At 43.5% G+C, this 20,317-nt stretch carries 11 protein-coding genes, 1 pseudogene and 1 riboswitch; all 12 genes and pseudogenes read right to left on the bottom strand.

Annotated features, from left to right (window positions below; genetic code table 11):
* Nucleotides 1–2,010: pseudogene (locus DWY31_RS11065) on the bottom strand (hypothetical protein); the annotation flags it as partial.
* Between the two features lie 426 nt (nt 2,011–2,436).
* On the bottom strand, nt 2,437–7,413 hold the full coding sequence (locus tag DWY31_RS11060; protein WP_158575513.1) for an outer membrane protein assembly factor BamB family protein: 4,977 nt from the start codon (nt 7,411–7,413) through the stop codon (nt 2,437–2,439).
* 97 nt (nt 7,414–7,510) lie between these two features.
* A complete protein-coding gene (locus DWY31_RS11055; RefSeq protein WP_118520571.1) occupies nt 7,511–9,691 on the bottom strand; it encodes a transglutaminase-like domain-containing protein in 2,181 nt (726 codons plus the stop codon).
* Between the two features lie 76 nt (nt 9,692–9,767).
* Nucleotides 9,768–10,907 carry a DUF58 domain-containing protein gene (locus DWY31_RS11050; protein ID WP_118520569.1) on the bottom strand — a complete coding sequence of 380 codons (1,140 nt, stop codon included), beginning with the start codon at nt 10,905–10,907 and terminating at the stop codon, nt 9,768–9,770.
* Nucleotides 10,904–11,851, bottom strand: coding sequence for an AAA family ATPase (locus DWY31_RS11045; RefSeq protein WP_021860198.1), 948 nt, complete (start codon nt 11,849–11,851; stop codon nt 10,904–10,906). Before DWY31_RS11045 ends, DWY31_RS11050 begins: the two co-directional genes overlap by 4 nt.
* A gap of 34 nt (nt 11,852–11,885) precedes the next feature.
* Nucleotides 11,886–12,950, bottom strand: a complete 1,065-nt coding sequence (locus DWY31_RS11040; RefSeq protein WP_118520567.1) for a prenyltransferase/squalene oxidase repeat-containing protein — start codon at nt 12,948–12,950, stop codon at nt 11,886–11,888.
* A 101-nt stretch (nt 12,951–13,051) separates the two neighbouring features.
* Entirely contained in the window at nt 13,052–14,914 is a 1,863-nt protein-coding gene (locus DWY31_RS11035; protein WP_118520565.1) for a DUF4430 domain-containing protein, read from the bottom strand.
* Nucleotides 14,915–15,718, bottom strand: coding sequence for an ECF transporter S component (locus tag DWY31_RS11030; protein ID WP_118520563.1), 804 nt, complete (start codon nt 15,716–15,718; stop codon nt 14,915–14,917).
* Between the two features lie 90 nt (nt 15,719–15,808).
* A complete protein-coding gene (locus tag DWY31_RS11025) occupies nt 15,809–17,482 on the bottom strand; it encodes an ABC transporter ATP-binding protein (RefSeq protein ID WP_118520561.1) in 1,674 nt (557 codons plus the stop codon).
* Nucleotides 17,455–18,345, bottom strand: a complete 891-nt coding sequence (locus DWY31_RS11020) for an energy-coupling factor transporter transmembrane component T (protein WP_118520559.1) — start codon at nt 18,343–18,345, stop codon at nt 17,455–17,457. The genes DWY31_RS11025 and DWY31_RS11020 overlap by 28 nt, the downstream gene beginning before the upstream one ends.
* Entirely contained in the window at nt 18,338–18,889 is a 552-nt protein-coding gene (locus DWY31_RS11015; RefSeq protein WP_118520557.1) for a DUF4430 domain-containing protein, read from the bottom strand. The genes DWY31_RS11020 and DWY31_RS11015 overlap by 8 nt, the downstream gene beginning before the upstream one ends.
* Before the next feature lie 155 nt (nt 18,890–19,044).
* Nucleotides 19,045–19,229: riboswitch (cobalamin riboswitch) on the bottom strand.
* 215 nt (nt 19,230–19,444) lie between these two features.
* Nucleotides 19,445–20,278: a PRD domain-containing protein gene (locus DWY31_RS11010; protein ID WP_118520555.1), complete on the bottom strand. Its 834-nt coding sequence runs from the start codon at nt 20,276–20,278 to the stop codon at nt 19,445–19,447.
* Between the last annotated feature and the right edge of the window lie 39 nt (nt 20,279–20,317).

The following is a 20,317-nucleotide window of genomic DNA, read 5'->3' as shown; positions in this document are numbered from 1 at the left end:
TTTCTGTGCATCTGTCAGTGCATCGTAAGCTGTTCTTGCTTCTTTGATCACATCTTCGGATTCCAGTGTTACTGTTCCAATATTTGTAATATTTTTAGAAACCTGATCTGCTGCTTTCAAATCTGCAAGATCTTTTTCTGCTTTCTCAAGCACATCTTTGTTGCTTACCAGTTCTTTCTGTGCATCTGTCAGTGCATCGTAAGCTGTTCTTGCTTCTTTGATCACATCTTCGGATTCCAGTGTTACTGTTCCAATATTTGTAATATTTTTAGAAACCTGATCTGCTGCTTTCAAATCTGCAAGATCTTTTTCCGCTTTCTCTAATACATCGTAATTTGTTACCAAAGTCTTCTGTTTATCTGTTAATTTATTGTAAGCTGTTCTTGCCTGTTTTATCTTGCTCTCAGATTTCAATGTAACTGTTCCGATATTTTTGATTTTGGTTACTACAGCATCTGCTTTCTGCAAATCACTCAGTTCGCTTTCTGCTTTCTGTAATACAGCATAATTTGTTACCTGTTTTTTCTGGTCTGCGGTTAATGCATTATATGCTGATCTTGCAGCTTTGATTGTACTTGATGAGCTAAGTGTTACTTCACCGATTCCATCAATTTTATTTTTAACATTTTCTACCTGAAGATCGCTCAGTTTTTTTTCTGCTGCTTCTAATACATCGTAATTTGTTACCTGTTTTTTCTGGTCATCTGTCAATGCATTATATGCAGTTCTTGCAGCTTTGATTGTACTTGATGAGCTAAGTGTCACTTCACCGATTCCATCAATTTTTGTTTTAACATTCTCTACCTGAAGATCACTCAGTTTTTCTTCTGCTGTTTCTAATACATCGTAATTCGTTACCTGTTTTTTCTGGTCATCTGTCAATGCGTCATATGTATCTCTTGCATCCTTAATCGCATCTTTTGAGTCCAGTGTTACATCTCCGATCGCGCTAATTTTGCTTTCAGCATTCTCTACCTGAAGCTTGCTCAGTTTTTCCTCAGCCGTTTTAATTGCATCTGCGTTTTTAATCTGTTCTTTCTGTTCGTCAGTCAGTAAATTGTAAGCTTTCTTAGCTTCTTCAATTGCTTTTTCAGAATTTAATGTAATATCATCAAGAGCATCAATTGTCTTCTGTGCATATTCTACAGCATCCAGCACTGTAACCTTGCAATATGCATTGCAGGCACCTCTTGTATTATCGTTATTATAATAACGTCCAGATACTACATAAGTTCCCGGTTTATCAAAAGATACTTTGAATTTACCATCTTTATCTACTTCAATATCTTCGCGGTAATCTTCATCTGTAACCTTATCTGCTCCATTCTTTCCGACGAAAATCATTGTATATGCACCATCTTCATTATTACATGGTCCATACTGTGGTGTGTGCATAGAGCTTGTATAACGATAAGTCAGTTCTACATCAGACCCAACCCCCGTTGTAACGTCGTCTGTCTCAATTGCGCTGTAAGGTGTGTAATCCTGTCCCGGTCCATATTCTCCAAAGAAACCATATCCAGGATATCCATATCCTGCGCCCCAGTTTCCGGCTGCCTGATAGAATGTATATTTGTCTCCGTCTTTTGCTTTATACTGTGCACTTACCGTAGGCGCATCAATACCATTTAAGCACCAGAGCTGATCCATTCCCCATCCAAACATATCTGTGATCCATCCGCTGGATCCGATATCTACAGTTGCAAGTTCGTCTGTCATTCCTTTATCTGTTAATGCCTGAAGTAAGATATGAAGCGGTGTGATATAATCCGCATCATCCGGTGCATTTTTAATCTTGTAGGATTGGAAAGACGGTACCTCGTCTTTGTTCATTGTTACTTTCGTATACGGAAGAATGGTTCCGTCATCCTGTTCTGCTCTTACATAGCAGGTAATTGTATTCTTGTCTGATGAATCTGCGTTATCTGCAGCAGATACTGCCATTGGCAGGATAAATGCAAGCATACAGATACTAACTATAGCAGTCATTATTTTGTTTTTAAACTTCATAAATCTTATTTCCTCCCTTTTCTCTTTTCTTTATATATAAAACCTCAGATAAATTCTGAGATATAAGCACAACAACAATAAAAAACCGGCTCCTGAATCACCCAATTCAAAAGCCGGTTATATGCACACACAAGAAAAACATCTGTTTTTCTTCGCACAGCACAACAAATCTTTTATCTAATGTTTCAACTTCGGATTGGGCAAAGTCAAGGATGCAGCACTCCGTGTATCTGACTTAGTCTGTGTACTATAATGGTAAAAATTTCATATTATAATTTCCAGACTTCACAGTGACCGTCTCGCGAGGCTTCTCACCTCATTCCACTGCCGGGGGATTTCTTTATCAATCATCCCGGGCGCACTGACCTTTCTTATTCTCTTTTTTATTCATTTCATAATGATACAATATTTTGTTTCATATTTCTACTATTTTGTTTTTACTTTTTTGTAAGATGACCATCCTGAATACAGCTTTGTTGTCTTTCCGTTTATTTTCACAGTTTTGTATGTGCGTACTTTTACATAATACAGCCTCTTAGATTTTAATTTTTTCACTGTTTTCTGCACTGTTGTATTCTTAGATATCGTTATGGTCTTTACTGATTTTTTAAATTTCTTATCCGTTGTATAAGAAAACTGATAACCGGTTGTCTGGGTTTTCTGTCTGCTCCATTTTGCTGTAAAGCTTTTCTTTCCGGCTTTCAAAGTTGTGATCTTTGTTCCCTTTGGCACAATCTGAAATGTCTTTGTGACCGTGCCTTTGTAATCACCTTTGAATTTTACAGTCACTTTATAGCTTCCGACATTTTTTCGTCCAGACGCATAGGATACGGTATAGTTACTCGTTGCAACGATCTGCCCTTTGGCATTTTTCGCCTTCACGGTTGGTTTCTGCGACTTTCCATTATATGTATAACTTGTTTTCGCAAGAGTTACATTCTTTTCCTGTATGACCTCTTTTTCCGGCTCGACTTCCGGTTCTTTTTTGGAAATATCCAGTGAAACGCTTGTGATCGGCGCCGTGTAATCGCATCCAGCTTTTCCATCTTTATTTTGGTATTTCACATATGGAAATGTGATTGTAAGATCCGTATCATCCGGTGTAAGAGATTCTTCTGAGTAGCTGACATATTCTGTCACATCTCTTGTCTTTCCGTTCGTATAGGTCGCAATAACCTGCATACCGGATGGGTCGAATTTTTCTCCTTCTTTATAAGATGTCTTCTTCGGCTGCTTTGTCACTTCCAGTTTACTGATCGTCGCTCCAAGCGCCATCATATGGTTGGAATCATTTCTAAAATACAGTGTTCCATATTCATCCACGATTGGATTACAAAGTGAGTATTGTGCCTGCGCTCCCGAAGGGGTAAATAATGTATATGCCGTATTGTAAGTTTTTCCATTTACTTCTTCTGCCTCGATATCGGCAGACTCTGTCTGTCCCGGTTGATCGGAAATGACACGCAGTCTCCCCGGAGTATAATTGTCAAAGAAATAGACATACACTTTTCCGCTTTCTTTTTCATATGCTTTTGTCAATAATCCGCTCGTCTGCGGATATCCCTGGGTCGGCACAACGTAAGCTACAGACATTGTTTTTAAATCCAACACTGCAATTCCATGCCCTTTGTATGCACCGAACTGTTCCGAACCGGATACACCTACGTATGCTCTTCCGTTGTAAACAGTTGGCGTAGATGTACTCATTGTAAGTTCCGATCCTTCACTGTTTGATAATTTGATCCAATGAAGGGAATCTTTGTCAAACGTTCCGTCTTCATTCACAGAAATACGATAGAGATACCCTGATTTTGATGTGAAATAATAATCACCTGTCGGATTATCACCTTCTGTATCTTTCATAATATTACACCTGATATCCCCGGTAAATGGCAATGTCAGATCATCGATCACTCTTCCATTTTTCGGATTCATGGACAGCACATGTGCATATCCATCCTTATATCCACTTTCTCCGTCTTCCGTTCCCTGCAGCAGGAATTTTCCGCTCTCATCCGCGTAAGTTCCTGCCCAATAGTAGCCACCTTTTCCGGTATGTGTCCAGGTTGCCACTTTCTTTTCATTTGTCTGGGACGGGTCTTCATCTGCTGCCGAAATACATACATAATTCGCTTCTGTTGTCTCTGAATTCCAGAAACCGGTATAAATATATCCGTTTTTATACGTAATCTGGCAGTTCGGCTGTCCACCGAGCGGATCTTCATAAACCCACAGCGATTCCATTGTCTTTGCATTAAATGCCTGGATCGTTCCCTGGCTGAGTCCGACAAAAATCATTCCGTCCGCATAAGTCGGTGGCTGGATCGCAAAGGAAGAAGGTCTTACAAGCGCACCTCCGCGTTTCACCAGTTTTCCGGTTATCGTATCCATTTTCAGCAGATTCTTACTGTCGTATGTGTACAGATATCCGTCTACAAGAATCGGATGTCCGCAGTAGCCGTCAAAATCATCTTTATTTGCCCAGTAGAGAACGCTGTCTTCCGCTTTGACCGGTGTCTTCTCATCTAAGACTACGTTATTATTCTCATCCCGGAAACTCGGCCACTGAGAATTCAGATCTTTAATTTCTGTATTTTCCGGCGCTTCTTCCAGTGTAACCGGAACTTTGATATCCTCCTCCACACGGAAATCTGTCACCCTGACTGCCTTGTAACCATTTTTTGTAATCGTATAGGAATACGGTATTCCAGGCAACAGTTCACAGATTCCATTTTCCGTATAAACAGTAGTATGATCCGTCTCATTCTGAATGAAAATATTTGCATCTTCCGGATCTACCTGAAATGTCACCTGAACCGGTTCTTTTTTCTTCACACAGATTGTGTATGTATTCTGCACAGTATCCGGATTCGCATGCGCAACCTGGATTTTTATCTTCTCATCTGCTCCATTTTCAGAAATCGGGACTTCTATATCCGACAGATCAGAATACGTCTTATCGCCAATGACTGCATAATAGCCGCTATCATACCAGTTTTCATTCTCTTCATTCAGGAAACTTCCGGAAAGGTTTACAGATTTCGTTCCTTTTGCAACATTTACCTGATATTCATAAATTTCCCGGTCAAACGCCTCTGCCGTTCCATTTGCATTTACAAATGTAAGATCTCCGGAATCGTTTGATGCTTTCAATGACTTTAAATGCAGAGAACGCCGGATATTCATTTCATAATTCTGGTAATAAGTCACACCGGATACTTCTTTGTAAGTGACGATCGTCACTGTATTTCCATACGCACACGCTTCGATCACATGCCCCAGCACCGTTGCTCCTTTGCTCGTATTTACTGCTGCAATTCTTGTCTGCTCTGTCTGGGTTCCATCGGATTGCTTTGTCCAGACTGCTTTCACCTGATAATCATTTTGCGTATTCGCCTGTACATAAATGGCGCTGTTTGCATCCGGTACCGCGTACTGGTACATATGCCGACCAGATTCAAATTCCTGCTCCGGTGTAAACACTTCCCGTCTGCTGCCCATAGCAGCATTGTACATTGCAAATCCCGCAAGTCCGTCTTTTTCTTCCGGTTCTGCGGCGGTCACCGTCATTGTGCCGTCCGTAACCGCTTTCACTTGAAATGTCTCTTTTGCAAAATAGGTATCATCCTTTGATGCAATGTAAGAGTAGGAAGCACCCGGAATCAATGCATACGTTCCATCCTCTTCCGGTTCGATCTCTTTATCTTTCGCATCTACAATGACTGCTTTCACGCCATCCGGTGTTTTCAGCGTTACCGGTACTTTTTCAACCAGATTTACTTTGAAATGATAGGTACGCGATTTTCCATTCGTGTGGGCAACTGTCACAGTAACCGAATTTGTGCCTTTGGAAAGATTACAGTTTCCATCTTCCGAAACAGTATCTCCATTTTTTACCGTCACGCTGTAGCCGTCCGTTCCATAGGTTTTCGTTTCTACCGATACTCTACTGCTGACTGTATCTGTCTCATATTCTGTAATATCCGGCTCAAATCCCAGATTCAGCGCACGACCTTTTGCATCTTTCAGCGAAATGTCTGCGGTCGGGACACGTTCAAACGTCACCTGGTATTTCTGCACCTGCACACCACTTGTGCCGGAAGAGTTTTTCACCGTATAACGTGCTTCCACCTGAAGTTTTCCACCAGTCATTCCTTCTTTTACACCGGAAGTGCAATCGTTCTTTTCACTTTCCCACGCAATGGTTTCTCTCTCTGCGGATGGCTCCGAATCCTGCGTATCTTCCTTTACTTCCCTCCAGGAAAGGACTGCTGATGCATTTTCCCTGTCCGGAAGATCCTGGCCACGCTCTGCATAGAGGTATACCTTTTCATTTTCCCCGGCACGGTCGTCCACCTCACAGGTTACGCTGTGTCCATCCGCATCCGTTTCATATGCATATGCCTGTTTTTTTCCATCTGCATCTGTCCGGCTTTTCAGTAATTTCACATCGCTAAACCATTTTCCGGACGGGAGTTCCGCCTGAATGGTCATACTTTTTGTAATCTTCAACTCTTTTCCGTCTGCGTTTTCATAACTGTTATAACCGCCATCGGATATTTCATAGCTGTATGTTCCGGGTCTTAAACTGATCGTTGTCCCTTTTGCCGTAACGGTGTTGTCATACGCATCTGTAAACTTAAGCGTCAGATTCTTCTGTGTTTTCCCGTCCTGCGTCGCATTTATCGTGATCTTTACGGCTGCCGCACTCAGATATTTTTCATATGCGGCAATTGCATTATTCAATTCTTTTAAAAGAGACGCCGCTACATCCTCTTCGGCATTGCGGTACGTTTTTCTTGCATTGTCATATGCCTTTGCACATGCCGGATCTTTCTGCACATGGTTCGTCATCTTCTCGTATTCTGCCATGCGAAAAAGCAACGCACTTCTGCTTTTTGCATATTCTGTCATCTCAGTAAATTCTACTACCTGAATATCTTCCGGTGACGCATCCAGATCATAACTGCCGTCGTCGCAGAACACGCAATAGTTTCCCGCTTTCCCTTCTATTTTCTTTACGAAGCTGTCATCTACACTTCTTTCGAATTTGTATCCACTTTTCTGCAAAGCCGTCCAGATGGTATCTCCTGCCTCATACGTTACATATACCGGCAAGATCAGATTCTCATTTTTACCGGATGCTGCCAGAACGAAACTTCCTGCTCTCTTCGCGGTTTCTTCTTTCTGTTCCGTCAAATCTGCCGTCTGCTTTTTTGCACTGTCTGGTTCACTCTGCATTTGACTGTCTTTTGCAGAACTTTCCTGCTCATAACTTTCCTTTGCAAAACTGCTCTGCGTGGTGCTCTCATCCGCCGCATACACAACCGGCCCCGTACTGACGCTTACCATCGTCACACATAGTATTCCCGCAAGTAATCGTTTCCACCGTTTCGTTTTCATGCGCATTCTCCTTCATTCTTATCTCGTTTGTTTCTGCTCAAATATTCTCTGGCTATCCTGCTGTACTTTTTGAATCAGCCAGCTCATTTTGCCAGCTTTATCTGTATCTCCAGCACAGATAATGATCCCGGAAACATTTCCATTTACTCCTTCGTTTCTTACAAAGACAAATCACTTTTTCCACATAAGCAAGCATTTCCTTTCTTTCTTTTTCGCTTACGGTATGCCCGCTGAATCTCGCTTTCTGATTAAGGAAATGCATCCGTTCGCTTTCTGCCTGCGCACATGTTTCATCAGCCTCCGTTGCACCTGCAAAACCTGCCACCGGCACTTCCATGCCACATACTTTCACCTCGCACAGTTCCATAAGCTTCTGACTGTAGCCATACAATTCCGCAACTGCTGCCGCTGGTTCCATCTTACTGACTTCTATTTCAAAAGAAACTAATTTTTTTCTTCTCTTCCATAAAATGATAACGCTGATTCCCACAATAACAAGCACCAGAATCAGCAGAAACAGCCACAGAAGATGTTTCCCAGTCTGTCCACGGAATACAGGTTTGTCATTCGAACTCTTCTCCTGCTGACCGTCCGCTTTTTGCGGCTCGTAGGTCTGTCCGCTTTTCTGATATAATTTTCCTGCTGCTCCGCCTTTTCCGTTTGTGCCTGACAGGATGTCTGATAATTTCTGCTCATCTTCCTTATCTGTATAACCCGGCGTCACTTCAAACGGGATCCAGCCAACGCCGTCCAGATAATATTCTGTCCACGCATGCGCCTGTTTTTTCTTAATTTTCACCGGCTGTCCGGCTTTCACATTTCTCATCTCATCTGCGGACACATAATAACCTTCCACATAGCGCGCAGGCACTCCGAGATAGCGAAGCATCAATGTAGCTGCTGTCGCATAGTGTACATCATATCCATTTTTTGTCTGCTCAAACGTATAGCGCAGAAAATCCTGTTTGCCATTATCTGTTCGTACAGCTTCATTATAATTCAACTGGTTCGCCAAAGTATCCTTCACCAGCTTTAAGATCTCTGTCAGCGAATGTTCTTCCTTTTTTTCATTTTTCAGAAGTTCTTCCATCACACCGATTGCCGTGTTCGTAAGGCGGAGATCTTTTGCATAGACAAATTTCCGGTATGCCTCTTCCTTCTTAAGATACTGCTGTACTTTTTGCTCCTTCTGGTGTTTTTCAATCCAGACTGCCTGTTTGTACCAGTCCGCCGTACTTCCGGTGTAGTATGTCAGTTTTTCTTTTCCGGTCTGCGCCGGATTTTCTGTATCTCCGATCACATCTTCCGCAAAAGCGGTTCCTGCTTTCAAACCATATGGTAAATACCTGTTTTTCTCGCATGCCGATACATTTTCAACTATCACGGACGCTGTTTTTTTCTTACCGGAAAGTCCAAGTGCCTCGCCCGTTACGTTCTGTCCGTAGAGGCCCGATCTGTGCATCCAGTAAAATAAAGCTTTTCCTTCTTTTCGATCTTTCGCATCCAGTGGCTCCCAGGAACTCCCTGTATAGATTTCCCCGGTCATCTGTCTGAGATAAAGTTTCTGCGGATGCTCCATCGTGACAAGAAGCGCTGTCTTTTTACTCTGTGTCCGCTGTTTTACATCCGTAAGCACACCCTCTGTCAGCGCAGTCTCTCCATGATCGTAACGCATGGCATGCATTTTTCCTGCAAGTTCCAACCTTGCATGTCCGGCATTGAGCGTATCTACACCTGTACGTTCCAGGATTTCTTTTACGATTCCACTCCCTGCGAGGCAGATGCCGGCTATCAGCACCAACGCACCTGCAAGTGCTATCCTGTTCTTCCAGAATCTTTTTCGTAAACTATCTCCTGCCATACCGGAACGGCACGCAAAATATATGGCAAGAAAGAGTGTTCCTGCAAACAGTCCCCATCTTTTCCGGAAAAATCCGATTCCATATCCTGCCATCCAGATTGTCCAGACCACAAGGAGCATTCCTGTTCTTTTCTTTTTCACAAGAACAAAAAGCAACATTCCGAGAAGTACTGCAAGAAGAACTGCTGCCAGTACACTTCCTGCTTTTCCATGCACCGGATAATCCAGCCAGATTTTCCCTGTCTTTCCTGTGAGAAATGCTCTCCAGACATTTCCCTGTCTGCTGAAACCATTTTTCACAGCCTTTCTCTTTACCAGCGCTGTAAGAAGCAGGATTATGCTGAGCCCTGCGAACCACCAGTTGTCGGAAATGGCTTTCTTATTCTGTTTTTTCTTTGTGATATAAAGTCCTGCCAATATAACATCCTTCCTACATTTTACACGCTGTTCTTTACAAACTGTTTCTTATAATCTCTTCTTTGTGATCTGTTCTTTATAATTCCATTCTTATCAGATCTTCTCTGTAAGTTCCGGCGCAGTAGATGATCCTGCCCGGTTCCGCAATTCTTCGTTCCGGTTCTCTGGCGCAGAGCACCTCTGTCACCTGCGCTTCCTTTAGCTCATCCGGAAGATTTCCTTCTACCTGATTTTCCATTCCAAAAACAATCACTTTCGCATATGTATTCTGCGTCTGCTCTTTCACCGGAAATTCTCCTTTTAACATCTGCGCGATCGCCTGCTGCAATTCTTCCTCTGTTCCGACCGGCATATAACAGCTCTCCTCATTCTGCTGCCATCCAAGTGTAAATGTCTCACCCATTTCCCAGATCATCTGAGCAGCAGATGAAACAACTTCTGCCATCGTATCCATTTCTCCTGCTTCTGCCTGTCCTTCCTTATTCCAGAACAAAAGCAATGTTTTTATTTCCGGAAGGCTCGGCTCTCTTATGATAAGCTGCCCTCTCTTTGATGATAATTTCCAGTGGATCTGCCGCAGGCTGTCACCGGGTGCATAATCGCGGAGCGCATACGTCTCGGTCTGATCGTTTCCTTTCCGGAACGGCGACCATTCTTCGGCATCCTCTGTACTTCCAGCTGCCGGCTCTAAAACTATCTGCGGTACAAATGTATCCGGCAGTACAACCGTTTTTGCCACAGACTGTGTCCCGTTCTCTTTACAGCGGACAGCAAGAAAACCAAGCCAATCCATCAGAAAAACTCCGGTTATCTTCAACGTCAGATAACCGCAATAATCTGAGCGAAAGGAAAAACTTTCTTTTGTCTGTTTCTCTGTCACTGTCGGAATCTCAATCTCCTGTTCCGTCATTTCTTTCGTCAGCCTGTTTTTCATCTGTACTCTGACAAAACTATGAAATACCGGAAGTTTTCCTCTGTTTTCAACAAAAATATCCGCAGACTGTTCTTTTCCTTTTTCGGCAGACGCCGGGCAGAAAATCTCCATTTTCAGATTCTTTCTTATGTACAGATTCAAAGCTGTACTTATAAACGGAATCAGAAACCAGAACACCACGCAATAAAATGCTATGGCACTGTCACGAAAAAATACAACTGTTCCAAGTACCGCCAGCACAAATATCCAGCTGATCATTCCTTTGATCCTTTGTTTTCTCATTGAATCACTGACTCCTTTATCTCCGGTCCCGGAATCTGTTCTGTCAGTTCTTTTAAGACAAACTCCGCAGACTGTTCATGCAGTCTGGCTTTGGCGGAAAGCAACAGTCTGTGCACACATACCGGTGCAAAGATTTCCAGCACATCTGCCGGTATCACATAATCCCGCCCTTTGATAAATGCACATGCTTTCGCGCTCCGGCATACTGCAAGCGCCGCTCTCGGACTTAAGCCAAGCTGAATATTTTCCTGTGTTCTCGTCGCTTCAACAAGTTCTGAAATATAATTGTAAATCAGATCATCCACATAGATGTTCTGCACCTCTCCGATCAGTCCGAGAAGTTCCGGAATATCCACTGCCGGCTGCACATCATCCAGCGGATTGGCGTGATGTCTGTCTTTCATCATCTCAATCTGCCCGGCACGATCCGGGTATCCCATTTTCAGTTTCATCAGGAAACGGTCAAGCTGTGCATTCGGCAGTTTCTGAGTACCCGCTGTACCGACCGGATTCTGGGTCGCAAGAACAATAAATGGTTCTTCCAGTTTTCTCGTGACGCCGTCCACTGTCACCTGTTTTTCCTCCATTGCTTCCAGAAGCGCTGCCTGTGTCTTGCTGGACGTACGGTTGATCTCGTCTGCCAGCAGAAGATTTGTCATGATCGCGCCCGGTTTATACTGCAATTCTCCTGTCTGCATATCATAAGCAGAAAATCCGACAATATCAGACGGCATCGTGTCCGGTGTAAACTGGATACGCTTATTATCCAAGCCAAGCGCCTTCGCAAATGCTGTCGCAAGTGTTGTTTTTCCGGTTCCCGGCACATCCTCCAACAGCACATGTCCCTGTGCCAGTACTGCGATCAGAACTTTCTCTATGACATCATCTTTTCCGACAATGGCTTTTTTCACTTCTTCCTGTATCTGTACTATTTTATCGTGCATATCTGTTCCTTTCTCCCTGCTATCCTTCTGCATTTTATTTAAAATCAAAAATCCATTTCTTCTCCGTCCGCAATTTCTGTACCGCTTCCAAAGCGATCATTGCCTGATACGTTGCCATCGCACTTCCTTCTTCGTCCGCTTTTTCATGCATATATATGCCATCCTCTTTACGGAACTTTGCAAGCGCGTCCAGCAGTGTGCTTTCTTTTTTCGTAAATGTCTCATCTTTTCCCGGATCTCTTTCTAGTGCGCACAGTGCAAGGATCACCTGGGAAATGGATTCAGAACTTGCAATATTATCATATAGAAATTCTGCATCGTCAGACTCCTGCGCAGCAAGCCATTTTACTGCTGCATCGATACTTTCTTTCATCTTCTGCGCATCCAGTTTTTCCTTCTTGCATTTGTCTTCTTTATAATAAGGTGCAAGTGCCTGCACCGCCATAGCTGTTATATCTACTTCCGGATCCAGACTGTTGTCGATACAAAAACCACCACTTTCTTTTTGATACTCCAGAAGCTCTGTTATAAACTTCTTTCTAAGCTCCGGCTGCTTTGGATTGTTATAATCTCCGGCATCCAGCATAAGCAATGCATAGCACAGTCCATTTGCGCCCTGGATTCCCGGATCGCCTTTCGTAAAATTCCAGGTTCCGTCCGCAACAAGATCGATCACTTTCCCGGATGCGTTTTTCACTTTTTCCGGATTCCCGTCAAGCGCAAGCATCGTAAGTGCGATCCGGTGATATTCGGTTGCCTTTACTTTACTTAAACCGCCGCCCTGCTCATATGTTTTTTCGACATACTTCTGCAGCCGATTCAAATATGCCGCCTGCACTTTGCTGTCTGCTTTTCCCGAGAATGTCAGCGCAACCGCCGTCCAGTCGCTCGTTCCGTCTCCCGCCGGGAGCGTACTTTCATCCAGCAGGACAGATTTTTCTTGTGATTCATAAAATGTATCCAGGCTTTCCGCGCTCTGTGCAATCTGCGATTTCAAATCTTTTTTTACCTGCGTCTCTTCCTTTGCACATCCGGCACTTCCAACAGCAAGTGTAAATGCAAGGATTCCTGCAAGCAGGCGTTTCCCATATTTTCTCATCTTCTTCTCCCTGGCAGAGACTTTTATTCTCTGTGATCTCTTAATTTTCTGTTTCCCCTATTTTGTTTGGCGCATCAGAAATTGTTGGTTTTTTCATTTTCTCACTTTAGTGTATCTGCAGTTGTTTCTTCTTTATCTGTCGGCTGCGTCTTATCCGATGAATCCGGCTTATCTGTGGAACCTGGTTTGTCTGATGAATCCGGCTTATCTGTAGAACCTGGTTTATCCGGTTTCTCAGAGTTTCCTGTCGCCGGAAGTGTTTCCCGCTTTGTCTCGCCACACCGCTTACATGTATACTCTACATATCCATCTTTCGTCGCTGTAGGCTCCACGCGGGATGTCTCTTTATAACTGTGTCCCTGTTCAATGATCTCACCGTCTCTCCAGACTGCACAATAACCGGATAATGTTCCTTCTGTTGTCGCTGTCACACCGACGTCTTTTCCATAAGCAACTGTATAGCGGAGCACGATCTTCTCTCCACCGTTTAACTTCCATGCAGACATTGCCTTACCCGGGCAGTAACTTCCGTTTATGAAATACAACCATCCCGAACCTCTTGTGAAATCAAATTCGCTCAGCCGGTCTCTGGAGCCCGGCGAAGTAAACGTAATACCATCACGCTTCAGCAATTTTTCCAGTCGTTCTCCAATCTTACAACCTTTAAATGCATCCGCGCGGGCAATGCTGCTCAGATAAAATTCCTGTTTTACAGAACCGCCGGAATTATAAGCATACCCGTAATCATCCAGCATTTTCAGCACCGCTTCTGCCGCCGTATCTCCGGCTTTTACATCTACCGTTCCTTCTTCTACAACGCCACATTCCACGGTTGTCGCGTCAATAACAACCGAAACGCTTCCGATTTTCTCATCTTTATTATGATACTGGTAGCGAAGCTTATATTCCACATACTTGGAATTGCCGTCTTTGTCCCACGCAAGCACTGTGATCACATGGTCGGAAGTATCGCCCACATTCGGACGTTTAAACTGTAATTCATATTCATATACACCACTGCCGGTCGGATTTGTCACTTCTTTTCCATCCATGATTACACGGATCGCATTCGAATAAATACGTTTTTCTTCCCATGTTTTCGCACTGACTGTAAATGTAAATTCCGACGTATGGATCGTATTTAATCCGTCATCCAGATTTGTCTCTATCAATGGCGGATGCTTTCCTACTGTCGGATTATTTTTATCTGCCTTATCTGCCTCATAATTGACCACTGCCTGCGCCCAGTCACGGTTTCCTTTTTCATCCGTATAGTAAATGGTAATAACATTTTTACCGTGCTTTAATGTTGCCTGATAATCTTTCTGATTCTCTGACTTCAGCCAGGTTCCGTTGCCGGTATCATTCTCATGCTTGTAATTTACTTTTATCTTCGCGTCTACATCAGACTTTGAATAATATGCATAAAAATCCAGCTTATCTTCTGTAAGCTCCGAATAAGTGATTGTCCGGCTGTAAAGATCCGTCACCAGTTTCCCGTCTTTGTTTCCGGTATTATCTCCGTTATCCGGCTTTTTCAGATTATGGTTTCCACTGTCTGCATCATTATCTCCATTCGGATTCTTCCCCGGAACTTTATCGTCCGGTTTGCCATTATCACCCTTTGTCTCCTGGTTTCCTTTCTGTTTCTGCGCTTTTGAACCAGAAGATTTCTTTGTCTTTTTCTGTTTCTTCTGTGTGGTGTTCTCTTTTGACATCTCCTGCGTCTTCGTCCCGGAACCATTTCCGCTCTTCTGCGCTTTGTCATCGATTCCATTTTTTAACTGTTCTTTTTTCTTACCTGACTGACCGCCGGTTCCAAAATTCGTCTTTAACTTTGTTGTCTTATCCGAAATCGGATTATTCGGTTTCACAGTCTGCCCCGGCAGCATCCACAAAAGTGCAACAATCAGAAGAAACGGAAGGATGCCTGTCAACAGTTTTTTTATTCGTTTCTTATCCATTTATTTCTCTCCCAGACTAAATTTTCTTCTGATCCTCATTAGTTTTCGCGTCCACGGTTCTGCTGCCAGATACAGCACAAGCGCCGTGCACACTCCGTGACTGATATCAAAATACAAACTCTGCGTATAGGCAAGTCCGATTGTTTTCCAGTTGATCGGATCTACATATCCGATAATATATTGAAGATTCATAAACCAGCCATAAGCAATTCCGCAGAAAAATCCGAACACACACAGCCGAACTGGTTTCTTTCTCTTTCCATGTTCATCTGTCTGCACCTGTCCTACTGTACCAAATACACCGATACGGTACAGAAGTCCGGTCACCAGACCGATCATCCCCCATGAAAACATCTGCCACGGTGTCCATGGTCCCTGCCCGAACAGAAAATTACTCAAAAGCGCCGCAAGCGCACCGGTAAGATATCCTGCTTTCGCACCAAATGCAATCGCTGTGATCATTACGATCGCCGTCACCGGCTTGAAATTCGGAAGTGGTACTATGGAAAATGCCGCTCTTCCCACTACGCACATTGCCGCCATCAGAGCAACCGGCACGAGATCTCTCGCCTGTGCTTTTCTCTTATCAAATGTCAGATAGAACGGTACCGATGTCAGAATCAGAAACAGCACTGCCAGCGCCAGATCTGAATTTTGCATGATCCAGTTCAGGAACGGCTTTCCTGCTTTTAAAGAAAGGAACGAAGGCGTACGCATCATCCATGTATAGCAAATAAGCGAAATAATAAGCAACAGACATGTGAAAATTGCTGCTATGTCACTTCTTCGTTTTGTCTTCTGCATACGGGTTCCTCCTCTCCTTGATTTCTGTTCTCTTTGCCGGTAACTGCAAAGACTGCAAATGTATATTATTTTTTATAAACTTATGCGTTTTCAAATTTCCATATGTGATAATACCGCACGCACAACTTCCTCGCACGTAATCGCCTCCGGAATTTCATTCCCGGCAATCTGGTTTGCCGCTGTTGTGTAGAAACGGTTTCCCGCAAAAAATGCGTGCGGCTCTCCTTCGGAGAGCACCTGACCGTCAAACAATAAACCGCATCGGTCGGCATAAGCTGCCGCAAATTCCAGATCGTGTGTTACAAGGAGAATCGCAATGCCACCCTGTGTCAGTTTCTTCAGTAAGCCTGCAAGTTTCTTCTTAAGATATGCATCCAGACCTTTTGTTGGCTCATCCAGAAGCAGTATCTTCGCATCCAGAAGCAGCAACTTTCCAAGTGCCGCCCTCTGCATCTCACCTCCGCTTAAGTCATATGGATGCATGGAAATCTTATCTGAAAGCTCCAGAAATTCTGCCATTTCTTTCGCACGTTCTACATCCTGTCCGGCACTTTCCAGAAGTTCTTCCCATACAGTATCATACTGGAAAAGTACTTGCGGACTTTGCGGGAGCATGGCAATACGTTCTCCCTTTTCCCGGATTACTCTGCCTCGCCGCTCTTTTATAATTCCAGTCAGTATTTTTAATAATGTGCTTTTCCCGGCTCCGTTTCCGCCAAGAAGAGCAAACATTTCTCCTTTATATAAAGACAGATCCAGACTCCTTAAAATGTCCACTCCGCTTCTCTCATACCGGAACCAGACTTCCTTCGCACGCAGGACGATGTGTGAATCTTTTTTATCTGCTTTTCTTGTTCCGCTATATTTCATATCAGACTGTCTATTACATCTGTCAGTCAGCACCTCCGCCAGAGCAAGTCTGCCATCCCGGATTGTAAGTGGCAACGGCTTCCCACTGTCATAGATTCCTCTTTTCTTTAATTCCTTAAATATCCGTACTGCTGCCGGAAGTCCTTCATAGATTCTTGATGTATGCTCATCGTTCTCCTCTTCCATTGAAAAGCTCAGCATCTCTGCCAGCTTCTGCGGTGTTTTCAGTGCTTTTTTCTTTCCATTTTCCATCAGAAGAACACGGTCTGCCATCAGAAATACTTCTTCCAGCCGGTGTTCACACAAAAGTACCGCAACGCCCAGCTCCCGATTGATCTTGTGAACCATCTGCAATAAATTAGATGCCGCCAGAGGATCCAGCATACTGGTCGGCTCGTCCAGGAGCAGAAGTTCCGGATTCATCACCATCACAGAGGCAAGATTTAACATCTGCTTCTGTCCACCGGACAATTCGCATGTCTTTCTGTGAAACAATGTCTCCATGCCGAAAAAGCTCGCCATCTCACTCACCCGCCGGCGGATCGTCTGTACCGGCAATGCCGCATTTTCCAGTCCAAATGCCAATTCATGCCACACCGTATCCGTCACGATCTGATTGTCCGGATTCTGCTGCACATACCCAATGCGAAATGCACTGATCTGTTCGTCAAACTCCTGCAATGGCTTATTCTTATAATAAATATTTCCTGCAAATTTTCCTGCCGGCTGCATCTGTGGCTTCGCCATCCGCAGAAGTGTTGTCTTTCCACACCCGGATGCCCCGCACACAACAAGAAACTCTCCTTCTCCCATCGAAAAGGTAAGTTCATCTAACGCTTTTTGTTCCGCTTCCGGATAAGTAAAACCTACCCCTTCAAATCGTAAGAGTTCCATGCTTTTTCTTCCTTCCATTGTATCAGTCCCGGGATTCCGAGAAGTATCAAAAATAAAACAAGAAACAAAATATTTGCTTTTTTGCTTCCTCCACTTTGTATCTGCGGGTAAAATTCCATCGTCATACATCCCATGCCCCGGAGTACGAAACAAAAAATCACGATTACACCCACTATGCCTGAAAAGAAAATATCTTTTTGTTCAAACCGGAACAGATGAAATGTTGTTCTTTTTCGCAGTCCGTAACCTCTTGCTTTCATAGAATCCGCCTGCTCCACTACATTTTCCAGGCTCCACCCAAGCAGTACCGTAACTGTCTGCAGTGCGTCCTTTGTCCGTGAAAGTATCTGTTTCCACCCACGCTCTTCTTCCGTTCCTTTTAACATCTTCTGACTGTCACGGATCTCTTTCATTTTTTTAGTCAGATCCGGGATATAATTCCATGCCATTGTAATAAGGAGTGCGCTGGATGGAGCAATTTTCCCAAAAAGATAAAGAAATTTATCATTTGTCATCACTTTCTGATAACAGGCAAACCATAAAATAATCGCCGCCATCGACAAGCCCGATGTCAAACCATACCCAAACGCTTCCAGTGTGATCCACTGATTTCCAAGTTTGAATAACCGTGTCACACCTCTGTGATTCAGAAGCGGATTGACAACCGCTATAAAAAGCACGACTGGAAGCATCCATTTACACCACGAAAATGCACGTCTTCCTTCTATATTATATAGAAAAAACAGTGCACATGCACACGCCAGCACCATTGCCAGCGGATGATGGCAGAGAAAAAACAGTACCATCACTGCCACGAAATATGAAAATAAACATGCCGGGTGTAATTCTTCAAAACTACTCATTCTTTTCCTTCCACTCTTTTGCTTTCTCTTTATCGGTTCCTTTCAGATCAGCACCAAGATCACAACTGTAATTCCATTGCACTTCATCGCCATCTTTTAATGTATATTCACCACAGCTTACTTTTGCATATTTGCCGTTCACACTGTACATCCAACCGCTCCAACGTCCACCGTCCTGTTCATACAGGTTGCCGATTCCCTGAATATAGGCTGTCTTTTTGCCGCCGGAATATTCCATCTGTATTCCTTTGGCATCCTGCACTTCGCAGAGCAGATCAAATACGGAACTGCCCTTCTTCACCTGCATTTTTTCCTTTTTCAGCATGCAGCCATCTTTCGGCAGCACACCTTTCCACTTTTTCTGTTTTGTCAGACCCTTTTTAATCGCCGTATCACAACGGATTTCCACAGATACATCCATCTTTTCTTCACCGGTCTTTGAAGATCCGGCTCTGTCCGGTGTCTCCTGTGCACATCCTGCCAGCAGCAGACAAACGCTCAATATCGCTGTGATTTTCCACAATTTCTGTTTTATTTTTATCATTTTTCCACCTTGTTCTTACTTTTTATCCCCAATATATCTGCCTGCCTCCTCTGCTTACAAACAAACTCATTCAGAATCAGACCTTCTAACCTGTTATAAACTATTATAAATAAGTATAAAAAATAAGCCTCCGTCTTCATGCCTCCGGACTTCTCTTTTATGATCTCCAGATACCTGTATCCTGTCTCGCAGTTCCAACCTACTCACGTCCCTTCTCAAGAATCTCTCGTTCTCAATGGATCTGACGCTTTCGTCCTGATTACAGTAGGGATAAAGTCTGTGGCGGAATCTCACCGCATGTTCCTTGAAAAATATAATAAGCCACTGCAAAATCTGTTCGGGCTTCTGTATTTTCCTGCATCTGTACAGACGACCATTTTCATTCTGTTAATCCATATGAATCTTACTATCCCTGCCTGTGTTTGTCAAGCACACCACAGTTCCTGCCACCGACAGTTTTCTCCGGCTGCTATGGCAACAGAGACGAGATAACAAAAAGCAGAAGGACTTCCTGCCCACCGGACAGGCTGCCTTCTGCTTTTTATTATTTCTATATTATGATTCCTCACCCATGCTCACACGCTCAATGTGCATGGCAAGATAACCGATCTCCATATCTTCCAGAGTTACCCGGAGCGCCTTGCTCATATGCTCACAGACAGTCTTCGCCAGTGCATATGATTCTGGAAACTTATACTCTACATAATCATTCATGTTAATTTTCAAAGATTCTCCGTTAAGCGCTCTTGCCACCATATATTTGACATGATTCATAAGACGGTTATAACTCAGTGAAATAATATTAATATGGATACCTTTCTTTTCTTCAATCAGGGATACACACTCTCGCACAGCTCTCGCCATTTGCATCGAAACAGAAACCGACTCCTCTTCCAACGCAGAATGAATATGAAGCGCCACATAACCGACTTCATCATCATCGATCTCTATATTTTTTTCCTTTTTCAGCATCTCTTTCAGCATGCAGGCAATCTTAAATTCACTGTAAAATAAAGCCTGTATATCTTCCGTCAATGGATTCGATATCTGCTCACCGCGTTTAATTCGCTCTACAGCAAATGCAATATGATCTGCTATCGGGAATAAAATACTTCTGTCTACTTTTCCAAATTGTTCCTCCGCTGCATTCAGGATCTGATTCGCCATCTGAAAATACTCCGGTGCTACACTTTTGATCAAATCTGCCGCGTCACCTTTAGAAGATGTTTCCTGCAGGGAATAAACGGTGCAGGTTTCCGGTTTCTCCATCCGTTCACCGATTTTTCTTCCAAATCCTGCTCCTTTCCCGAGTAGAACATATTCTTTCTGATCATTCAGGTCAATTACGATCACACCATTGTGATTTAACACTTTGCTAATACGATACATGTTTTTCCTACCTTTATCTGCCTTTGACAGATTTCCTTC

It is taken from the genome of Dorea sp. AF24-7LB (assembly GCF_003478575.1).
GTDB classification, from domain to species: domain Bacteria; phylum Bacillota; class Clostridia; order Lachnospirales; family Lachnospiraceae; genus Dorea_D; species Dorea_D hominis.
The sequence above is the reverse complement of the archived record's forward strand: the minus strand, read 5'-3'. Positions and strand labels throughout refer to the sequence as shown.